Origin of the sequence: Sphingomonas sp. DC4900, assembly GCF_049896485.1 — a bacterium.
In the GTDB taxonomy this organism is placed as follows: domain Bacteria; phylum Pseudomonadota; class Alphaproteobacteria; order Sphingomonadales; family Sphingomonadaceae; genus Sphingomonas; species Sphingomonas aquatilis.
In genome coordinates this window covers 58955-76459 of record NZ_JAFCUK010000003.1, presented here as the reverse complement: position 1 = coordinate 76459, position 17505 = coordinate 58955, and the positions used below count along the sequence as shown (strand labels likewise).

Below are 17505 nucleotides of genomic sequence, written 5' to 3'. Positions count from 1 at the left end.
GGCCGGTGCGCCATCAGATTTTCCAGCCCGAATGGATCGCGACAAGGCCGCCCATGATCGGCTCCACCTTCGTCCGCACGAAGCCGGCGTCGGCGATCATGCCCTTGAACGTCGGCATGTCGGGGAAGCGGCGGATCGATTCGATCAGATAGCGATAGCTGTCGGCATCCTGCGCCAGCAACTGGCCGAGCTTGGGCACCAATTTGTGCGAATAGCCGTCGTATACTTCCTTGAACCCCGGCCATGTGGTGGTCGAGAATTCGAGGCAGAAGAAGCGGCCGCCGCGGCGCAGCACGCGATGCGCCTCGCGCAACGCCTTGGGGATATCGGTGACGTTCCGGATGCCGAAAGCGATCGTATAGGCGTCGAAGAACCTGTCCGGGAAGGTCAGCGTCTCGGCATTTGCCTCAGTCCACACGAGGCTGTCGAGCCCGCGCTTGGCCGCGCGTTCCATGCCGACCGCGAGCATATCGGGGTTGATGTCCGCGACCGTCACCGACGCGCCCGATTCCGCAATGCGGAACGCGATGTCGCCGGTGCCGCCCGCCATGTCGAGCACCTGCTCGCCCTCGCGCGGTTGCAGACGGCGGACGAAGCGGTCCTTCCACAGCCGGTGCATGCCGCCCGACATGGCGTCGTTCATCAGGTCGTAGTTCTTGGCGACGCTGGAAAAGACGCCGCCGACGCGGGCGGTTTTTTCGTCCGGCGCGACATCTTCGTAGCCGAAGGAGACGGTTCCGGTGGGGGCGGTATCGGTCATGGCACCCGCCCTAGCCGTGGCTTGTGGCGGGAGCAAACGCTACCTAGCTTTGGCGGCGTGCCAGAGCTTCCCGAAGTCGAAACCACCGTACGCGGGCTGACCCCCGTGCTCGCCGGTCAGCGCCTGACCCATGTCGAGCCGCGTCGTGCCGATCTGCGCAAGGCGATCCCCGTCGATCTGCGCCAGCGGCTGACGGGCGCGATGGTGACGGCGCTGGGGCGGCGGGCCAAATACGGGCTGATCGATACCGATCGCGGCGATACGCTGATCTTTCACCTCGGCATGTCGGGGCGCTGGCGCGTCGACCCGGCCGAGCGACTCGCGCACGACCATCTGCTGATCGAGACGGGGGAGGGGCGCAGCCTGGCGCTCAACGATGCGCGGCGATTCGGTTTCCTCGATCTGTGGGAGACGGCGGTGATCGACGCCTATCCGCCCTTTGCGGCGATGGGGCCGGAGCCGCTGGGGGATGGCTTTACCGGCGCGTATCTCCACGACGTGTTGCAGGGGCGCGCGGCGCCGATCAAGGCGATGCTGCTCGACCAGCGGATCGTTGCGGGCCTCGGCAACATCTATGTGTGCGAAGCGCTGCACGTCGCCCGGATTTCGCCGACGCGGCCGGCGGGGCAGATCTCAGCGAAGCGACTCGAGGCGCTGACCGTGGCGGTCCGCGACGTTTTGCTCGCGGCGATCGAAGCCGGCGGATCGACGCTGCGCGACTATGCCCGGCCTGACGGCGAGCTGGGGTATTTCTCCAAGCAATTCCTGGTCTATGGCCGCGAGGGGGAACCGTGCGCATGCGGCGGGACGGTGCAGCGCCGGGTGGATAGTGGGCGGTCGACGTTTTATTGTCCGAAGTGTCAGAAACACTGACGCCACTTTCTTCGTCATCCCGGCGGATGCCGGGATCCATGGTGGCGATGTCCATGAGGCGGGGCCACATCGTTGGCGGCGCTCAGTCCATGGATCCCGGCGTGCGCCGAGATGACGAAAGAGGGGCGAAACGGTTGACCCCGCCTCCCGCAATCGCTAAGTGCGCTGCCTTCGAGACGGCGTAGGGTGTTCCCGGCGCCTCTTTTACACTGACCACATTACTCGCAAGGACGTACCGAATGGCGAATACGCCGCAAGCCAAGAAGCGCATCCGTCGCAACGCACGCCGCGCCGAAATCAACGGCAACCGCGTCGGCCGCATCCGGACCTTCGTCAAGAAGGTCGAGTCGGCGCTTGCTTCGGGCGATAAGGCTGCGGCGACCACGGCGCTGTCGGCCGTCCAGCCGGAGCTGGCCCGTGGCGTCGCCAAGGGCGTGCTGCACAAGAACACCGCAAGCCGCAAGTTCGCGCGTCTGACCAAGGCCGTGACCGCGCTCGCCTGAGCCGTCCTTCACGTCCGCAAATCAGCCCGTCGGGACCATCCCGGCGGGCTTTTTTGATGCCCAAAACGGATGGGTTTGGAACGAAAAGTGAAAGGCAGGACTCACCGCGATTCGTGCCGCGAGTCCGTCGTCGCCTCGGGTCTGGTTGTGTGAATTAATGGCGTAATATCAACGGCTTATAAGATTTCCGAACGCATTTCCGCGGGCGGAGGGCTGTCAATCCTCTTTATTTCAGGAATGTGACCTGCGGGGGGCTTGATCGACTCGGGCAAGGCTTCATAACTCGCCTTCACCGCGGCGCCGTTCTGGGCCAGCGGGGACTTGAACAGCGTGGGCATGCCGAACGGCCGGTGGTCGTAAGGGGGATCTGTCTGTCTGAACTACAGCCACTGGGGTGACACGCGTCGCTTCCGGTAACGAAGGGGCGTGCGTTGAACGATCGGCAGGTAGCGGCGGTGACGGAGAGCGAGGCGCAACGCGCCTGGGCGCGCGTCCGCAGCAACCTGCGCGAATCGGCCGGTGCGCGGTTGTTCGAACAGTGGCTGAAGCCGATGGAGCTGATCGAGGACGGTGATCCCGACGCGATCCGCCTCGCGTTGCCATCCGCCTTCATGACCAACTGGGTCCGCAACCATTATGCGGACCGGCTGATGCTGGAATTTCGCGCGCTGTTGCCCGGCGTGCGCAGCGTGTCGATCGAGACGCGTGTGGCGGCCCCGCTGGTGAAGCTGGTTGCCGAGGCGCCTGCGACCCCCGCCCCGCAGCCCGCCGCGGTACTGCCGTTCGTGCAGCCGGCCCCCGCCGTCGTCGCCAGTGATGCACCGCGCGCCGAGCGACCGCCGCTCGATCCGCGCTTCACCTTCGATCGCTTCGTCGTCGATGCGGCGAACCGCGTCGCCTTCAATGCCGCGCGCGCGCTGGCCGAACCGGGCGTGCCGCGATTCAGCCCGCTGTTCCTCCATTCGGGGACGGGGCAGGGCAAGACGCACCTGATGCACGCGATCGGCCATGCGTTTCTGGCGCAGCATCCGGACGCGACGGTGCTGTGCATGTCGGCCGAACGCTTCATGTTCGATTTCGTCAGCGCGCTCCGCGCCCGCGACACGCACGCCTTCAAGCAGCGTCTGCGCAGCGCCGACCTGCTGCTGATCGACGACCTGCAGTTCATTGCCGGCAAGGATTCGACGCAGGAAGAGTTCTTCCACACGATCAACGAGATCATGGGGGCGGGCCGGCGCCTCGTCATCTCCGCCGATCGCTGCCCGCAAGCGCTGGACGGCGTCGAGGCGCGGATCATCAGCCGCATGTCGGTCGGCCTCGTCGCCGACATCAAGGCGCCCGACCTCACGTTGCGCCGTGCCATACTGGACAGGAAACTCGCAGACCTGCCCGAGGCAAAGGTTCCCGCAGAGGTGCTCGACCTGCTGGCCGCGCGCATCCACGCCAACATCCGCGAGCTGGAAGGCGCGCTGAACCGTGTCATCGCTTATGCGCAGCTGACCGGCGACCGTATCGACCTGGACTTCGCGCTGACGACGCTGGGCGATGTGTTGCGCGGGGCGCAGCGGCGAGTGACGATCGACGAGATCCAGAAGCTCGTTAGCCAGCATTTCGAGCTGAAGCCGCTCGATCTGGTGTCGGCGCGCCGCAGCCGCGCCGTCGCCCGCCCGCGCCAGATCGCCATGTATCTTGCCAAGCGCCTGACGACCCGCTCGCTGCCCGAGATCGGCCGCAAGTTCGGTGGACGCGACCATTCGACCGTCATCCACGCGGTGCGCAAGATCGAGGAGTTGCGCGATCAGGATCGCGATATCGATGCGGCGGTGCGGACGCTGATGCGGGAATTGGAAGCCTAGGTCCTCCCCCCCCTGCAAGGGAGGGGCCGGGGGTGGGTGGCCGCTTGCGCTACCGCCGTGAGGATCGCGGCATAGACCCCGTCGAGGTTATCCAGCACGTCGCCGTTCCAGAAGCGGAGGATCGTCCAGCCGTGCGCCGGGAGGTAGGCTGAAGCCGCAGCCTTCTGCGGCGGATCGAAATGACCGTGCAGACAGGATTGGTTCGTCATTGCGAGCGCAGCGAAGCAATCCAGGGCGTCTTGGTCCGGCTCTGGATTGCTTCGCTGCGCTCGCAATGACGCGCAACTAGCGCACGGTCTTCTTAAAGCATCAGGCCCATGGCTTCCTGTGCCTGCCGCAGCACCGGCGCGGCGAGGTCGCGGGCCTTTTCCGCGCCCTTGTTAAGGATCGCGTCGATCGCGCCGCGGTCGTCGAGCAGGCGGACCATCTCGTTGCGGATGGGCCCGAGCTTTGCGACGGCGAGATCGGCGAGGTCGGGCTTGAACGCGCCGAAGCCCTTACCCGCATAGTCGCTGAGCACGTCCTGCGGCGTGCGATCGGCGAGTGCGGCGAAGATCGTCAGCAGGTTGCGCGCTTCGGGCCGCTCCGCCAGTTCCTCGACGGTGGCGGGCAGCAGGTCGGGGTCGGTCTTCGCCTTGCGGAACTTGTCGGCGATCGTCTCGTCGCTGTCGATCAGCTTGACGACCGACTGTTCTGACGGGTTCGACTTGGACATCTTGGCCGACGCATCGCGCAGGCTCATGATCCGCGGCGCGGCGGCGCTGACCAGGGGTTCGGGCAGCGTGAAGAGGTCGACGCCGTAATCGGTGTTGAATTTGGTCGCGATGTCGCGCGCCAGTTCCAGATGCTGCTTCTGGTCCTCGCCGACGGGCACGTGCGTGCTGTTGTAGAGCAGCACGTCCGCCGCCATCAGTACCGGATAGTCGTACAGGCCGACGCTGGCGCCTTCGCGGTTCTTGCCGGCCTTGTCCTTGAACTGCGTCATGCGGTTGAGCCAGCCGACGCGCGCGACATTGTTGAGCAGCCAGCTGAGCTCGCTGTGCGCGGGCACGCGCGCCTGATTGAACAGGATCGAGCGATCGGGATCGATGCCGGCCGCGATCATTGTCGCGGTCATTTCGATCGTATTCGCGCGCAGCAGATCGGGCGCGATAAATTCGGTCAGGCCGTGCAGGTCGGCGATGAAGTACATCGTCTCGCCGCCCTCCGCCTGGATCGCATCCTGCATCGCGACCCATTGCTTCACGGCACCCAAATAATTGCCGAGGTGGAGATTGCCGGTGGGCTTGATACCGGACACCACTCTTTTCGGGAGGGGGCGCTGTGCGGACATGGACGAACCTTAGGACTGGGAACGGAGAAGCTGGCGGATGTCGCGCGGCTTGAGGGCGCCGGTCGCGAACACCGCGGCGGCATAGACGAGTGCGCCGGTGCCGACCAGCACCGCCATCGCCGCCCAGCGGATCAGGCTGGCGCCGGTGGTGTAGGGCTGGAACAGATCGTTCAGGAAGTACATCACCGCGCCCATCGTGAGGGCCGCGGCGAGCAGGCGCGGCGCGCGGCGCTTGAGTTGCGCATCAACGACGAACTGGCCGCGCTTGACGAGCGTGCGATACAGGAGCGCGACGTTGACCGTGCTGGCGATCGCGGTGGCGAGCGGCGGCCCCATATGCTGGAGCGGCACGATCAGCGCGAGATTGAGCGCCAGGTTCACCCCCATCGAGATCGTCGCGTAGCGCACCGGCGTCTTCGTGTCGGAGCGCGCATAATAGCCCGGCGTCAGCACCTTCACGAGGATGTAGGACGGTAGCCCGATCGAAAAGGCGGCGAGCGCCTGCGCGGTGAAATGCGTATCGGTCGCATCGAACTTGCCATGCTGGAACAGCGCGGCGGCGATCGGCGCGCCGCAGACGACCAGCGCGACCGTGGCGGGCAGGGTGAGCAGCAGCGCAAGCTCCATGCCGCGGTTCTGCGTCGTCATCGCCGCCGCATCCTCGCCGCGACCGAGCAGACGCGAGATGGTCGGCAGCAACACGGTGCCAAGGCCGATGCCGATGAGACCGAGCGGCAATTGGTTCAGCCGGTCGGCGGCGTAGATGTACGAGACGGAGCCGGACGGCAGCAGGCGCGCGGCAAGCGCGGTCGACACCACGAGGTTGATCTGCACCGCGCCCGCACCCGCGGCGGCCGGGCCGATCAGCGCCATCAACCGCTTCACATCGGGACCCAGGCGGGGCAGCTTCAGGCGCAGCGTCACACCAGCACGGCGGCAGGCATACCATAGCCACAGCAGTTGCAGCGCGCCCGAGACGGTGACCGCGATCGCCTGATTGCGCGCGGTCATCAGCGGCAGGTCGTCATGGAAGAACAGCAGCGCCGCAATCAAAGTCGCGTTGAGCAGGATCGGCGCCGCCGCATTCACCCAGAAGCGGTGGAGCGAATTGAGGATGCCGCCGAGCAGCGACACCAGGCTGATGAACAACAGATAGGGGAAGGTGAGGCGCGCGAGCTGGACGGCGAAGTCGAACTGCTTCGGATCGACGCCGTTGAACCCGCCCGACAACGTGTAGGTGACGGGCCACGCCGCCACTTCCATCACCGCGGTCATGACGATCAGGACCGGCAGCAGGATCGACAGCGCATCCTCGGCAAAGGCGATGCCGTGCGCCAGGCCGCTGCCGTCCTTCGCCTTGTCACCCTCAGCCACCTTGCGGTTGAACATCGGGATGAACGCGGCGGAAAACGCCCCCTCGGCGAAGAGGGCTCGGAACAAATTGGGCAAGCGGAACGCGATCATGAACGCGTCCGATGCGAAGCCTGCGCCTACGAAGCGAAAGAACAGCGAATCGCGGACCAGCCCCAGCACGCGGCTGGCCAACGTCAGCCCGCCGACCGAGCCGAGCGCCTTCGTAAGGTTCATGGCGCCCGGCCCCGTCGATCAGAAATCAGGCGTGGCCGACGTCGCCAACCGAGAAGGCGCCGTTCTGCTCCGCCTGCGCGAGGTAGAGCTGGCCGAAGTCGATCGGCTCGAGCAGCAGCGGCGGGAAGCCGCCGTCGCGCACGCAATCGGCCAGCACGCGGCGCGCGAACGGGAAGAGCAGGCGCGGCGCTTCGCCGAGCAGGAACGGCTGGATCGCATCGGCCGGCACGTTGCGCAGGCCGAACAGGCCGGCATAGGTCAGGTCGACGATGAACGCGGTCTGGCCCTCGGCCTCTGCCTTCACGTCGATCTTGAGCAGCACTTCATGGACTTCCTCGCCGACCTGCGCGGTGCCGATGTTGAACTGCACGTCGATCGCGGGCGGGTTCGGGTTCTGGAAGATCGCGGGCGCGTTCGGGTTCTCGAACGAGAGATCCTTGACGTATTGCGAGATCAGGCCCGCCGCGGGTGCGGTGTCTTCGCCATTGCCGGTCGGCTGCGTGTCGATCGTGGTGCCGTTGTCCTGGTCGGCCATGGAGACAATCCTTCGCGAGAAAAAGCGGTGAAGAAGCAGCGAGGCCGTGGGACCGAAGCGGCCCCTCGCACGTTCGATGCCGATGGCGCCCGCGCCTAGCAGCGCCGGTGGACTGTTTCAACGGCGGTAAAGGCCGCGGAGGCGGATCGATGCTGTGGTTTGAAACGTAACGGCTTTCGGCCTATGTATCGGTCAAGATCGGAGGCACGGTGTTCTACGTAGTACTTCTCGCAATGGTGGCGGCGTTTCTGGCGCTGCGCCTGTACAGCGTGCTCGGCAAGCGCACCGGCCACGAACAGCAGCCGTTGCCTCGCGCCGCCGACGATCGCGCGGCGACGGCCGTGCCTGTGGTCGCCCGCCCGGTGGACGCCGCGGCGGATACGCGCGAGCCGGTTGGCCGCAATATCGAACCGCAGGCCGAGGCGGGGTTGCGCGCGATCATCGGTGCGGAGCCAGGTTTCGACGTGCAGCAATTCCTGGGCGGTGCGCAGGCGGCGTATCGCATGACACTCGAGGCCTTTTGGTCGGGTGACGAAGCGAGCCTGTCCGAACTGGCCCAGCCCGACGTGGCACATGCCTTTGGCGAGGCGATCGCGGCGCGCCGTGACGCAGGGGAGACGCTGGAGAACCGCCTGATCTCGATCGAACGGGCGGTCATCACCGATGCGGCGCTCGACGGCCGCGAAGGCCGCATCACGGTGCGCTTCGATGCGGATATCGCCGCGGTGACGCGCGATGCGGAGGGACAGGTGGTCGCCGGGTCGCTGACCGATGCGGTCGAGACGCATGACCTGTGGACCTTCTCGCGGACGCTGAAGAGCCGCGATCCCAATTGGAAGCTCGCCGACACCGACGAGGTGTGAGCGTCGTACGCTACACGGTGCCGGCTGCGCGACGGAACGGCGTCGACACAGCCGCTTCGCCCTTGCCCCGCACACGCCGCTTCGGCACAGCCATAGCTCGTTGCCCCGCGCAGGGCGGGCGGACAATCGGGGTTTTCGTATGAACGGGCATCGCGCCTTGGCCGGCGTTACGCTGGCTCTCGCCCTCAGTGCGTGTGGCGGGCGCATCGTGCCGGTGGATGGCGGCTATGCCCCGCCGCCGACGACGACGCGGCCACCGCAGCCGTCGGTCACGCCGCCGCGTCGGGGCGGCAGCGGAGGCCAGGCCAACGTCATTACGAGCGGGCGCAGCTTCGACGGTCGCATCCAGCCGTCGACGCCATTGCTCGCGACCCCGGTGACGGTCGATCCCACGGCTACCACGGCCGCAACCGCGGGCGTCACGCCGGGACCGGCGATCGACACGCTGCCGATCACCGAGGCGCAGGCGGAGGCGGCCCGTCAGGCGTTCCTGACCAGTTGCCCCGGCCTGATGCGCCGCACTGACGCCTCCGGCCTGACGCGCGGCACCGATTGGCAGCCGGCCTGTGCCGCGGCGGCGAGCGTGCCGCGCGGCGGGGCGCGGCGGTTCTTCGCGACATATTTCGAGGCGGTGCAGGTCGGCGACGGCAGGGCCTTCGCCACCGGATATTACGAGCCCGAAATCGCGGCGTCGCGGGAGCGGCGCGCCGGCTACGAGGTGCCGATCTACGCCCGGCCCGACGATCTGATCGATGTCGACCTCGGCCAGTTCAGCGATGCGCTGAAGGGCAAGAAGGTGCGCGGGCGGGTCCAAGGCAGTGCCTTGGTCCCCTATTACGACCGCGCGGCGATCGACCGCGGGGCGTTGCAGGGCAAGGCGCCGGTGCTCGCCTGGGGCGCTGACGAGGCGGCCGTGTTCTTCCTGCAGATCCAGGGGTCGGGTCGGCTGCGGCTGCCGAACGGCGAGGTCATGCGGGTCGGCTACGATACGCAGAACGGCCGCGATTATACGGGGATCGGCGCGCTGATGAAGGCGCGCGGGCTTCTCCAGCCCGGCCAGACGTCGATGCAGGGCATCGTCGCCTGGCTGCGCGCCCACCCCGAGGAGGGCCGCGCGATCATGGAGGAGAATAAGAGCTTCGTCTTCTTCCGCGAGCTCGACACGCCGCCGGTGGGCGCGATGGGCTATGTGGTCAATGGCGGGGTCAGCGCGGCTGCGGACGTGAAATATGTGCCGCTGGGCGCGCCCGTCTTCCTGTCGATGGACCGGCAGGACGCGAGCGGCCTGTGGGTGGCGCAGGACACCGGTGGTGCGATCAAGGGCAGCAACCGCTTCGACACCTATTGGGGTGCAGGGCCGGTGGCAGAGGCGACCGCGGGCGGCATGGCGGCGCGCGGCACGGCGTTCCTGCTGCTGCCCCGCGGCACGCTCGCGCGCGTACAGGGCGCCTCGTTCGGAACGACGGTCGGTGCGCCAACTCAACCCTGACGAAGCCGACCTGTGGGCGCGGGTGATGGCGACGGTGAAGCCGTTGCGCGGCGTCGTGCCGGCCGCGCGGCCGGCGGCTCCAACCCCCGTCGCGCCGACCAAGGCGACGAAACCGTCGAAGGCGCTCACGCGCGCGCTCGGTTCGGCGCCGGCACCAGCGGCGCGCATGGTCGCCCCGCCCGCGCCGCCGCGGCAGAACACGCTGGACGGTGGCTGGGACAAAAGGCTGTCGCGCGGGATCGTCATCCCCGACAGCTCGATCGACCTGCACGGGCATAGCCTGTCGTCGGCGCATGCGTTGCTCGACGATGGCCTTGCCCGCGCCATCGCGCGCGGCGACCGCGTGCTGCTGCTCGTGACCGGCAAGCCGCCGCGCCCCGAGAGCGAGCGCCCGCACGCCCGCGGTGCGATCCGCGCGGCCATCGCCGACTGGCTCGCCGCCTCGCGCCACGCCGATGCGATCGCGGCGGTGCGGGGCGCGCATCCGCGGCATGGCGGGCAAGGCGCGCTCTACATCGTGCTGCGGCGCGGGCGGTAGGTTAGGCGGCTCGCGCGATCACATCGGCGTAGATGGTGGTGAGCGTTTCGAGGTCGGCGATGGCGACGGCTTCGTCGACCTGGTGCATCGTCGCGTTGAGCAGGCCGAATTCGACCGTCGGGCAGAGTTTCGACAGGAAGCGCGCGTCAGAGGTGCCGCCGGAGGTCGAGAGTTCGGGGACGAGGCCCGTCTGCGCCTCGATCGCGGCGCTGACCATCGCAGTCCACGGCCCGGGCGGGGTGAGGAACGCCTCGCCGGACACCTTGCCGGTAACGATCGCGGCGGGGGCGTGGGTGTGAACGACGGCGCGGACGCGGTCGATGAGGTCGGCCCCGCGTTGTTCGTCGTTGAAGCGGATGTTGAGGCGCGCGGTGGCCTTCGCCGGGATGACGTTGTGCGCGGGGTTGCCGATCGCGATATCGGTGATCTCGAGGTTGGACGGCTGGAACCAGGCATTGCCCTGGTCGAGCGCCATATCCTCCAGCGCGGCAAGCGCGCGGGCGAGCTTGCCGGCGGGATTGTCGGCCAGGTGCGGGTAGGCGACGTGGCCCTGCCGGCCCGGCACCTCGATCCAGATGTTGACCGACCCGCGGCGGCCGATCTTCACCATGTCGCCGAGCTGGCGGACCGAGGTGGGCTCACCCACGAGGCAGAGGTCGGGTGTGATGCCGAGCGCGGTCAGCCGTTCGATCAGCACGGGCGTGCCGTAGGTCGCCGGGCCTTCCTCGTCGCCGGTGATAAGCAGGCTGAGCATCGGGCCGCTCGCACGCGCCGCCGCGGCGACGAAGGCGGCGACCGCGCCTTTCATATCGACCGCGCCGCGGCCGTAGAGCAGGGCCCCGCGGATGTCGCCGGACCATGGGGAGCCCTGCCACCCCTCGCCGGGCGGCACGACGTCGACGTGGCCGGCAAAGGCGAGATGCGCGCCCGTGCCGTCACGCAGCGCGATCAGGTTTTCGACGGGGCCGTCGGGTGCGTCGCCGGTGACGACGCGATCGATCGTAAAGCCGATCGGGGTGAGCGCCGCCTCTAGCACGTCGAACACGGTGCCGCGCGCGGGGGTGACGCTGTCGGCGCGGAGCAGCGCCTGGGTCAGCGCGACGACGTCGAGGGGCGCGCTCACGCGGTGGGCTGCTCGAACTGTTCGATGACCCAGTCTTCCTCCTGCGCGGCGGCGATCCAGTCCTGCATCCAGGGGTGCTGGACGACCGCGTCGATGTATGCGGCGGCAAAGCGCGCGATGGGCAGCTGGTAGGAGATGATGCGCGTGCAGACGGGTGCGAACATGATGTCCGCCGCACCGAAATCGCCGAACAGGAAGGCGCCGTCGCTGCCGAAGCGGGCGCGGGCCTGCGCCCACAATTCCATGATGCGCTTGAGATCGACGATGACGTCCTCGTCGGGGCGCTTGGCCGGAAAGACCTGGCGGATGTTCATCGGGTGCTTCCGGCGCAATGCGACGAAGCTCGCGTGCATTTCCGCCGCCATCGAGCGGGCCATGGCGCGTGCAGCCTCATCGGCGGGCCAGAAGCGATCGCGCCCGACCTTGTCGGCGAGATAGTCGACGATGGCGAGACTGTCCCACACCACCGCGTCGCCGTCCCACAGGATCGGCACCTTGCCCGACGAGGGCGCGAATTCGGCGCCTTCGCGGCGGCGGTCCCATTCGGCGTCGTACAGCGGCACGACGACCTCTTCGAAGGGGAGACCGGATTGCTTGGCGGCGAGCCAGCCACGGAGCGACCAGCTGGAATAGGCCTTGTTGCCGATGATGAGCTTCATGGGGCTGGGTTAGCCGCGGGGTGGGGTGAGGTCCAGCGGGGCGAGGGGGTGGAAGATGGACAACATGGGCAGCTTGGCGGAAACGATCGGGGGCGATCGTTTCGGTTTGTGTGGCGATGGGGTGGGGAGGGGGCGGTGGGGGATCATCGGCTTGACGTTTTAGGTGGGCGCGGGAGTTTCGGTCCAACAGAGGTTGGGGACGATCTCGCCGCCTGCTTCCCTTCGTCACCCCGGACTTGATCCGGGGTCCCGCTTTAGACGTTCCAGAAGAAGCGGGATCCCGGCTCAGGGCCGGGATGACGGGGCTTTTTTGGGGGCTTCGGTGGCCTCACTCACCGCGTCACCCCGGACTTGGTCCGGGGTCCACTCCGCGGCGAGGGGGATGGTTTGAGCCTCTTGCCGACCCCCTGCGGCCCGGTGGACCCCGGACCAAGTCCGGGGTGACGTTGTGGGTGGGGAGGGCGTCCGCCTCTTACCCGATCGCTTCGATCACCGCGGCGCGGAGTTCGGGGATGCCCATGCCGCCTTCGCTGGAGGTCGCGAGGATGTCGGGGTGCGCCGCCGGGCGCTTGCGGGCTTCGGCGGCGGTGCGGTCCATGACGTCGGCGAGTTCGGTCGCCTTCACCTTGTCGGCCTTGGTCAGGACGAGGCGGTAGCTGACGGCGGCCTTGTCGAGCATTTCGAGGATGTCGCGGTCGACGTCCTTGATGCCGTGGCGCGAATCGATCAGCACCAAGGCGCGCTTCAGCGTGTCGCGGCCGCGCAGGAAGTCGTTGACCAGGAAGCGCCATTTCTTGACGACGTCCTTGGGCGCCTTGGCGAAGCCGTAGCCCGGCATGTCGACCAGCCGGAAGGCGAGCGGGCTGCCGATGTCGAAGAAGTTCAGTTCCTGCGTCCGCCCCGGCGTGTTCGACGTGCGCGCCAGGCCGTTGCGCCCCGTGAGCGCGTTGAGCAGCGACGACTTGCCGACGTTCGATCGGCCGGCGAACGCGACCTCCGGCACCACGGGCGCGGGCAGATGTTCGAGGCTGGGCGCCGACTTCAGGAAGCCGACCGGCCCCGCAAAGGTCTTGCGCGCCGCCTCGAGCATGTCGGGCGTGAAGCCTTCATGCTCGGGCGCTACGATGTCGTCGCTCACTTGGCCGCCGCGATCTTGAGGTCGGGGTGGCGGGCGTAGAGGATACGCTGCTGCAGGATCGCGAGGAAGTTGGACGCGATCCAGTAGACCTGCAGGCCGACCGGATAGCTGGCCATCACGAACATCAGCACCCAGGGGATCACCGCGAACACCTGCTTCTGCGTGTCGTCCATCGGCGCCGGGTTCAGCTTGAACTGGAAGTACATCGAGATGCCGAGGATGATCGGCACGACGCCGATCGCGATCAGGTGCGGGGGCGTAAAGTGCAGGTAGCCGAACAGATTGACCGGGGTCAGCGGATCGGGCGCGGACAGATCCTTGATCCAGGCGACGAACGGCTGGTGCCGCATTTCGATCGTCAGCATCAGCACCTTGTACAGCGCGTAGAAGATCGGAATCTGGATCAGCGTGGGGACGCAGCCGGCGACGGGATTGACCTTTTCCGTCTTGTAGAGGCCCATGACCTCCTGCTGCATGCGCGGCTTGTCGTCCTTGTAGCGTTCCTGGAGCGCCTTCATCTTGGGCTGGAGCGCGCGCATCTTGGCCATGCTGGCGAACTGGCGCTGGGCGATCGGGAACATCAGGCCGCGGATCGTGACCGTCAGCAGGATGATCGCGACACCGAAGTTACCGACCATGCGGAACAGCCAGTCGAGATAGGTGAAGATCGGCTTTTCGAGGATTTCGAACCAGCCCCAGTCGATCGCCTTGTCGAGCTTGGTGACGCCCTGGTCGTTTTCGTAATGCTGGAGCGCCTTTACTTCCTTGGCGCCCGCGAAGAAGCGCGTCGTCTGCGTGATCGCGCGGCCCGGCGGCAACAGCTTGGGCGCGAAGGCGTAATCGGCCTGATAGGCGGTGTTGGCGCCGGCCCGGAACTGGCCGTCGAACTGCGCCTGCTGATCGGGGATCAGCGCGGTGAGCCAGTATTTGTCGGTGAAGCCCAGCCAGCCGCCGGTGGTGGCGAACTTTTCGGGTGCCTTGTCGAGGTCCTTGAACTTGACGCCATAATCGGCGCCGCCGTTGTGGACCGACATCGGGCCGGTGTGGATCTGCCACGTGCCGGGGTCCTTCGACACGCCGACGCGGTTGACATAGCCATAGGGGGCGACGGGCACCGGCGCGGTGCCGGCGTTCTGCACCGTCTGCTTGACGGTGAACATATATTGATCGTCGACCGACAGTTCGATCGCGAAGCGCTGTCCGCTGGCGTTGGTCGCGGTGAGCGTGACCGGCTTGCCCGGCGCGAGGATCGGCGACGAGGCGGTCCAAACGGCATCGCCCGCGGGCGGCTTCAGCCCGTCGTCGCGCCAGCTGAAGCCGGCGAAATAGGCCTCCGGCGCGCCGCTCGGCGAGAGCAGGCGGATGGGCGGCGAATCCTTGGCGATCGTTTCCTTGTACTTGACCAGCACGAGGTCATCGATGCGCGCGCCCTTCAGGTTGATCGAGCCTTGCAGCGTCGGGGTCTGGATGCGGACGCGGGGGGAATCGCCCAGCACCGCCTGACGGCTGCGGATCGCGGCGGGCGCGTCGGCGGTGGGATCGGCGGTCTTCGCGGTCACCGGCACCGACTTGCCGTTGACGATCTTCGTCACCGGCGGGTTCGACACGGGGAAGAACTTGCCCTGGATCAGCGGCCACGCGAACAGGATCAGGGCCGCGATCACCGCGAACAGGACGAAATTCTGGCGTTCTTTGTTCAAGGTCTTGCCCCGTCTTGGCTCAAGGGACCGGGTCGGGTCCGTGCCCGCCCCATGGATGGCAGCGCGCGATCCGCTTCACCGCCAGCCAGCCCCCTTTGACCGCGCCATAGCGGCGAAGTGCCGTGATTGCATAGGCCGAACAGGAGGGTTGGTAGCGGCAGCTGGGCGGCAGGATCAGCGATGGGCCGAGTTGCCAACCGCGCGCGATCAGGATGAGAAGGCGCGCGATCACCGTTTCGGCTTTCGGGGCCCGCGCGGTCGCGAGGGCGAATCCTCGCCGCGCGCGATCTTGCCCAGCGCTTTTGCGAATTCGGCCTTCAGCAGCGCATGGTCGCGCTCGATCCCGCCATCGCGGCCGATCAGAACATGGTCGGCGCCGCGGATGCCGCCCGCGGGCAACAGTTCGCGCGCCAACGCCCGCAACCGCCGTTTCATGCGGTTCCGGACGACGGCGTTGCCGATCTTCTTGGTGACGGTGAAGCCCACGCCCATGGCGGGGTCACCATCCTTGCGATCATGCACCAGCAGGACGAATCCCGGCATCGGCGCACGCCGCCCCGCATTCGCCGCGAGAAATTCGCTGCGACGCGAAAGAGTGCGGATGCCGGCAGGCGTGCCGACATCCACGGGCGTGCTTACGCCGACAGCTTCTTGCGGCCGCGCGCGCGACGCGCACGGATCACCGCACGACCGCCGACGGTCGCCATCCGCGAGCGGAAGCCGTGGCGACGCGCACGCACCAGGTTGCTCGGCTGAAAGGTCCGCTTCATGATTCATCCCTCGGATACGTCGAAATAGAAAAGGGCCACCCCGAAGAGGCGGCCGTGATGGTGCGCGCTTAACCAGCAGGCGCGGCGAAGTCAATGCGGTGACGGAGGCCGCGGTGGGCGAGGAGACCCTCATGGCGCGCGATGTGGCGTTTGTGTGTTACATCTACAAGAAGCGCTTGGGCAACGACGCAAGATTGATCCGAAATGGTCATTCCCCGCCACACGAAAGCGGCTATGACCGGTCCCCGGGGGGACGGACATGACGGCGATCGTGCGGACGGTGGCGTATCTAGGGCTGGAGGCGCGCGGCGTCGAGGTGCAGGTGCAGCTGATCGCGGGCCTGCCCGCCTTCAATGTCGTGGGCCTGGGCGACAAGGCGGTGGCGGAAAGCCGCGAGCGGGTGCGCGGCGCGATCGCGGCGATGGGGCTGGCGCTGCCGCCGAAGCGGATCGTCGTCAACCTGTCGCCCGCCGACCTGCCCAAGGAGGGCGCGCATTTCGACCTGCCGATCGCGCTGGCGCTGCTCGGCGCGATGGGCGTCGTCGATGTCGAGGCGCTGGCTGAGTATCTCGTCGTCGGCGAACTGGGGCTCGACGGGCGGATCGCGCCGTCGCCCGGCGTGCTGCTTGCCGCGCTGCATGCGGGCGCCGAGGGGCTGGGGCTGATCTGTCCCGCGGCGCAGGGGAGCGAGGCGGCCTGGGCGGGATCGGTCGAGGTGCTGGCGGCGCCCGACCTGCTGGCGCTGATCAACCATTTCAAAGGCCATGGCCTGCTGAGCGCGCCCATGCCGGGCGAGGTCGAACCATCGGGCCATGGGCCCGACTTGCGCCAGGCGAAGGGGCAGGAGGTCGCCAAGCGCGCGCTGGAGATCGCGGCGGCGGGCGGGCACAATCTGCTGATGGTCGGGCCACCGGGTGCGGGCAAATCGCTGATGGCGTCGTGCCTGCCCGGCATCCTGCCGCCGCTCGACGCTGCCGAGGCGCTGGAGGTGTCGATGGTCCAGTCCGTCGCGGGGACGCTGGCGGGCGGGCGGCTGACGCGCAACCGGCCGTTCCGCAGCCCGCATCACAGCGCGTCGATGGCGGCGCTGACCGGCGGCGGGCTGAAGGTGAAGCCGGGCGAGGTGAGCCTCGCGCATCTCGGCGTGCTGTTCCTCGACGAGCTGCCGGAGTTCCAGCGCGCGGTGCTCGATTCGCTGCGCCAGCCATTGGAGGCGGGGGTGGTCAGCGTCGCGCGCGCCAATGCCCACGTCACCTTTCCGGCGCGGGTGCAGCTGGTCGCGGCGATGAACCCGTGCCGGTGCGGGCATCTGGGCGACGCCAGCCTCGCCTGCGCCCGCGCACCGAAATGCGCGGCGGATTATCAGGCCAAGGTGTCCGGCCCGCTGCTCGACCGCATCGACCTGCATGTCGAGGTCGCGGCGGTCAGCGCCGCCGACCTCGTCCTGCCGCCGCCCGAGGAAGGATCGGCCGAGGTCGCCGCGCGCGTCGCGACCGCCCGCGCGATCCAGAGCGCGCGCTATGCGGGGCAGACGCCGCGGACCAACGCCGAGGCGGACGGCACGCTGCTGGACGCGGTCGCGACCCCCGACGATGCCGGCCGCCGCCTGCTCGCCCAGGCCGCCGAAGCGACGCGCATGTCGGCGCGTGGCTACACCCGCGTGCTGCGCGTCGCGCGGACCATCGCCGACCTGGCCGGCGCGGACGACATCGGGCGCGTCCATGTTGCCGAGGCGTTGAGCTATCGACGACGCGCGCCGACGGCCTGATGCGCTTTCT

General features: G+C 67.9%; 20 protein-coding genes. 7 read left to right on the top strand and 13 right to left on the bottom strand.

Annotated elements, in window-relative coordinates; translation table 11 throughout:
- Nucleotides 1-13 precede the first annotated feature (13 nt).
- A complete protein-coding gene (locus ACP690_RS04895) occupies nucleotides 14-760 on the bottom strand; it encodes a class I SAM-dependent methyltransferase (RefSeq protein ID WP_426254912.1) in 747 nt (248 codons plus the stop codon).
- A 57-nt stretch (nucleotides 761-817) separates the two neighbouring features.
- Here ACP690_RS04895 and mutM point away from each other — a divergent pair, with 57 nt between their 5' ends.
- Both mutM and rpsT read left to right on the top strand, forming a co-directional pair.
- Nucleotides 818-1633 carry a bifunctional DNA-formamidopyrimidine glycosylase/DNA-(apurinic or apyrimidinic site) lyase gene (mutM, locus tag ACP690_RS04890; protein ID WP_426260479.1) on the top strand — a complete coding sequence of 272 codons (816 nt, stop codon included), beginning with the start codon at nucleotides 818-820 and terminating at the stop codon, nucleotides 1631-1633.
- 239 nt (nucleotides 1634-1872) lie between these two features.
- A complete protein-coding gene (gene rpsT, locus ACP690_RS04885) occupies nucleotides 1873-2136 on the top strand; it encodes a 30S ribosomal protein S20 (protein ID WP_017978392.1) in 264 nt (87 codons plus the stop codon).
- A gap of 176 nt (nucleotides 2137-2312) precedes the next feature.
- Here the strand turns inward: rpsT and ACP690_RS04880 are convergent, their stop codons facing one another.
- Nucleotides 2313-2474, bottom strand: a complete 162-nt coding sequence (locus tag ACP690_RS04880; protein ID WP_017978393.1) for a hypothetical protein — start codon at nucleotides 2472-2474, stop codon at nucleotides 2313-2315.
- Between the two features lie 93 nt (nucleotides 2475-2567).
- On the opposite strand from ACP690_RS04880, the gene dnaA reads away from it, so the two are divergent.
- Nucleotides 2568-3992: a chromosomal replication initiator protein DnaA gene (dnaA, locus tag ACP690_RS04875; RefSeq protein WP_426260480.1), complete on the top strand. Its 1425-nt coding sequence runs from the start codon at nucleotides 2568-2570 to the stop codon at nucleotides 3990-3992.
- Here the strand turns inward: dnaA and ACP690_RS04870 are convergent.
- The 4 genes from ACP690_RS04870 to secB form a co-directional block, all read right to left on the bottom strand.
- Nucleotides 3989-4201 carry a DUF559 domain-containing protein gene (locus ACP690_RS04870; RefSeq protein ID WP_426260481.1) on the bottom strand — a complete coding sequence of 71 codons (213 nt, stop codon included), beginning with the start codon at nucleotides 4199-4201 and terminating at the stop codon, nucleotides 3989-3991. The genes dnaA and ACP690_RS04870 overlap by 4 nt on opposite strands.
- A 92-nt stretch (nucleotides 4202-4293) precedes the next feature.
- A complete protein-coding gene (gene trpS, locus ACP690_RS04865) occupies nucleotides 4294-5325 on the bottom strand; it encodes a tryptophan--tRNA ligase (RefSeq protein ID WP_426260482.1) in 1032 nt (343 codons plus the stop codon).
- A 9-nt stretch (nucleotides 5326-5334) separates the two neighbouring features.
- Nucleotides 5335-6912, bottom strand: a complete 1578-nt coding sequence (gene murJ, locus ACP690_RS04860) for a murein biosynthesis integral membrane protein MurJ (protein ID WP_426260483.1) — start codon at nucleotides 6910-6912, stop codon at nucleotides 5335-5337.
- 25 nt (nucleotides 6913-6937) lie between these two features.
- Complete coding sequence (secB, locus tag ACP690_RS04855) at nucleotides 6938-7447, bottom strand: protein-export chaperone SecB (protein WP_043059051.1); 510 nt, start codon at nucleotides 7445-7447, stop codon at nucleotides 6938-6940.
- 209 nt (nucleotides 7448-7656) lie between these two features.
- On the opposite strand from secB, the gene ACP690_RS04850 reads away from it, so the two are divergent.
- The 3 genes from ACP690_RS04850 to ACP690_RS04840 all read left to right on the top strand — a co-directional run bounded on the left by ACP690_RS04850 (nucleotide 7657) and on the right by ACP690_RS04840 (nucleotide 10337).
- Complete coding sequence (locus ACP690_RS04850; RefSeq protein ID WP_151895485.1) at nucleotides 7657-8310, top strand: Tim44/TimA family putative adaptor protein; 654 nt, start codon at nucleotides 7657-7659, stop codon at nucleotides 8308-8310.
- 139 nt (nucleotides 8311-8449) lie between these two features.
- Nucleotides 8450-9799: a murein transglycosylase A gene (mltA, locus tag ACP690_RS04845; RefSeq protein ID WP_426260484.1), complete on the top strand. Its 1350-nt coding sequence runs from the start codon at nucleotides 8450-8452 to the stop codon at nucleotides 9797-9799.
- Nucleotides 9800-9824: 25 nt separating this feature from the next.
- A complete protein-coding gene (locus tag ACP690_RS04840) occupies nucleotides 9825-10337 on the top strand; it encodes a Smr/MutS family protein (RefSeq protein WP_043059059.1) in 513 nt (170 codons plus the stop codon).
- Between the two features lies 1 nt (nucleotide 10338).
- Here ACP690_RS04840 and dapE read toward each other — a convergent pair whose 3' ends face one another.
- From dapE to rpmH, 7 genes are all read right to left on the bottom strand, one after another.
- The gene (gene dapE / locus ACP690_RS04835; RefSeq protein WP_426260485.1) at nucleotides 10339-11460 is read right to left on the bottom strand and encodes a succinyl-diaminopimelate desuccinylase; all 1122 of its coding nucleotides are present in this window, start codon (nucleotides 11458-11460) and stop codon (nucleotides 10339-10341) included.
- Complete coding sequence (locus ACP690_RS04830) at nucleotides 11457-12119, bottom strand: glutathione S-transferase family protein (RefSeq protein WP_043059055.1); 663 nt, start codon at nucleotides 12117-12119, stop codon at nucleotides 11457-11459. The genes dapE and ACP690_RS04830 overlap by 4 nt, the downstream gene beginning before the upstream one ends.
- 472 nt (nucleotides 12120-12591) lie before the next feature.
- Nucleotides 12592-13209 (bottom strand): ribosome biogenesis GTP-binding protein YihA/YsxC, encoded by a 618-nt coding sequence (yihA, locus tag ACP690_RS04825; RefSeq protein WP_116461407.1) that lies wholly within the window; start codon nucleotides 13207-13209, stop codon nucleotides 12592-12594.
- A 44-nt stretch (nucleotides 13210-13253) separates the two neighbouring features.
- Nucleotides 13254-14957 carry a membrane protein insertase YidC gene (yidC, locus tag ACP690_RS04820; RefSeq protein ID WP_426254901.1) on the bottom strand — a complete coding sequence of 568 codons (1704 nt, stop codon included), beginning with the start codon at nucleotides 14955-14957 and terminating at the stop codon, nucleotides 13254-13256.
- 19 nt (nucleotides 14958-14976) lie between these two features.
- Nucleotides 14977-15189, bottom strand: coding sequence for a membrane protein insertion efficiency factor YidD (yidD, locus tag ACP690_RS04815; RefSeq protein ID WP_017978408.1), 213 nt, complete (start codon nucleotides 15187-15189; stop codon nucleotides 14977-14979).
- Nucleotides 15186-15584, bottom strand: a complete 399-nt coding sequence (rnpA, locus tag ACP690_RS04810) for a ribonuclease P protein component (RefSeq protein WP_017978409.1) — start codon at nucleotides 15582-15584, stop codon at nucleotides 15186-15188. Before rnpA ends, yidD begins: the two co-directional genes overlap by 4 nt.
- Nucleotides 15585-15592: 8 nt before the next feature.
- Nucleotides 15593-15727 carry a 50S ribosomal protein L34 gene (rpmH, locus tag ACP690_RS04805; RefSeq protein WP_017978410.1) on the bottom strand — a complete coding sequence of 45 codons (135 nt, stop codon included), beginning with the start codon at nucleotides 15725-15727 and terminating at the stop codon, nucleotides 15593-15595.
- 259 nt (nucleotides 15728-15986) lie between these two features.
- Here rpmH and ACP690_RS04800 point away from each other — a divergent pair, with 259 nt between their 5' ends.
- On the top strand, nucleotides 15987-17495 hold the full coding sequence (locus tag ACP690_RS04800) for a YifB family Mg chelatase-like AAA ATPase (RefSeq protein WP_426260486.1): 1509 nt from the start codon (nucleotides 15987-15989) through the stop codon (nucleotides 17493-17495).
- Nucleotides 17496-17505 lie beyond the last annotated feature (10 nt).

Bases quoted from the DNA above. Each gene is read 5' to 3' on its own strand.
- murJ (WP_426260483.1), bottom strand. From the start codon at position 6,912: ATGAACCTTACGAAGGCGCTCGGCTCGGTCGGCGGGCTGACGTTGGCC.
- ACP690_RS04830 (WP_043059055.1), bottom strand. From the start codon at position 12,119: ATGAAGCTCATCATCGGCAACAAGGCCTATTCCAGCTGGTCGCTCCGT.
- ACP690_RS04895 (WP_426254912.1), bottom strand. From the start codon at position 760: ATGACCGATACCGCCCCCACCGGAACCGTCTCCTTCGGCTACGAAGAT.
- yihA (WP_116461407.1), bottom strand. From the start codon at position 13,209: ATGCTCGAGGCGGCGCGCAAGACCTTTGCGGGGCCGGTCGGCTTCCTG.
- rpmH (WP_017978410.1), bottom strand. From the start codon at position 15,727: ATGAAGCGGACCTTTCAGCCGAGCAACCTGGTGCGTGCGCGTCGCCAC.
- ACP690_RS04840 (WP_043059059.1), top strand. From the start codon at position 9,825: ATGGCGACGGTGAAGCCGTTGCGCGGCGTCGTGCCGGCCGCGCGGCCG.
- ACP690_RS04870 (WP_426260481.1), bottom strand. From the start codon at position 4,201: ATGACGAACCAATCCTGTCTGCACGGTCATTTCGATCCGCCGCAGAAG.
- mltA (WP_426260484.1), top strand. From the start codon at position 8,450: ATGAACGGGCATCGCGCCTTGGCCGGCGTTACGCTGGCTCTCGCCCTC.
- ACP690_RS04880 (WP_017978393.1), bottom strand. From the start codon at position 2,474: ATGCCCACGCTGTTCAAGTCCCCGCTGGCCCAGAACGGCGCCGCGGTG.
- ACP690_RS04800 (WP_426260486.1), top strand. From the start codon at position 15,987: ATGACGGCGATCGTGCGGACGGTGGCGTATCTAGGGCTGGAGGCGCGC.
- rpsT (WP_017978392.1), top strand. From the start codon at position 1,873: ATGGCGAATACGCCGCAAGCCAAGAAGCGCATCCGTCGCAACGCACGC.
- secB (WP_043059051.1), bottom strand. From the start codon at position 7,447: ATGGCCGACCAGGACAACGGCACCACGATCGACACGCAGCCGACCGGC.
- trpS (WP_426260482.1), bottom strand. From the start codon at position 5,325: ATGTCCGCACAGCGCCCCCTCCCGAAAAGAGTGGTGTCCGGTATCAAG.